The 978-nt window shown below is 67.7% G+C and carries 2 protein-coding genes; both read left to right on the forward strand.

Features of this window, described 5'->3' with window-relative positions:
- Positions 1 to 40 precede the first annotated feature (40 nt).
- Positions 41 to 664 (forward strand): formate dehydrogenase FDH3 subunit beta, encoded by a 624-nt coding sequence (gene fdh3B / locus AC1DY5_RS56990; protein ID WP_478122934.1) that lies wholly within the window; start codon positions 41 to 43, stop codon positions 662 to 664.
- Positions 661 to 912, forward strand: coding sequence for a hypothetical protein (locus tag AC1DY5_RS56995; RefSeq protein ID WP_478122935.1), 252 nt, complete (start codon positions 661 to 663; stop codon positions 910 to 912). Before fdh3B ends, AC1DY5_RS56995 begins: the two co-directional genes overlap by 4 nt.
- The last annotated feature ends 66 nt before the right edge of the window (positions 913 to 978 follow it).

Here is a 978-nt window from a genome sequence, read left to right on the forward strand (position 1 = left end):
ACCATCTGCAACGTCGAGCGGGCATAAAAAAGGAATCTCCATGGCAAGAATGAAGTTCGTCTGCGATTCCGAGCGCTGCATCGAATGCAATGGCTGCGTCACGGCCTGCAAGAACGAGAACGAGGTGCCCTGGGGCGTGAACCGCCGCCGCGTGGTCACGCTCAATGACGGCGTGCCGGGCGAGAAATCGATCTCGGTGGCCTGCATGCACTGCTCCGACGCGCCCTGCATGGCGGTCTGCCCGGTGCAATGCTTCTACCGAACCGAGGAAGGCGTGGTGCTGCACGACAAGGACGTCTGCATCGGCTGCGGCTACTGCTCCTATGCCTGCCCCTTCGGTGCGCCGCAGTTCCCGGCCCAGGGCACCTTCGGCGCCCGCGGCAAGATGGACAAGTGCACCTTCTGCGCCGGCGGCCCCGAAGCCAACGGCTCGGAAGCCGAGTTCGAGAAGTACGGCCGCAATCGCCTGGCCGAAGGCAAGCTCCCGGCCTGCGCCGAGATGTGCTCGACCAAGGCCCTGCTGGCCGGTGACGGCGACGTCGTGGCCGACATCTTCCGCACCCGCGTGGTGGCACGCGGCAAGGGTGCCGAAGTCTGGGGCTGGGGTACCGCCTACGGCTCGCAGCAGGCCGGCACGCCGCTGCCCAACGGGGGCACGAAATGAGACGCCTCGGATCTGCCGCGGCGCTGCTCGCCGCCGCGCTGCTGCTGGGGGCTTGCGGCGAGAAGCCGCAGACCAATGCGCACGGCGTGCGCGTCGACGCGGCGCCGTGGACCGGCACCGGCACGCAACCGAACACCGGCACCGCCTTCACCGCCCCCGGCTGGCAGGTGGGTGACCCGAACTCCTGGCAGCAGCACCTCAAGACGCGGGCGCAGAACGGCCAGAACGAATACAACAAGATCAACTGAGTCCGGAGGCTGCATGAGACATCTGCTGAATGCGCTCCTCGTGACCGCCGCGGCGCTGGGCTGCGG

The sequence above is a fragment of the Variovorax sp. P4_D9 genome (assembly GCF_056401695.1).

What these genes read in the sequence shown, in the direction of transcription:
- fdh3B (WP_478122934.1), top strand. Translation starts at nt 41, where the DNA reads ATGGCAAGAATGAAGTTCGTCTGCGATTCCGAGCGCTGCATCGAATGC.
- AC1DY5_RS56995 (WP_478122935.1), top strand. Translation starts at nt 661, where the DNA reads ATGAGACGCCTCGGATCTGCCGCGGCGCTGCTCGCCGCCGCGCTGCTG.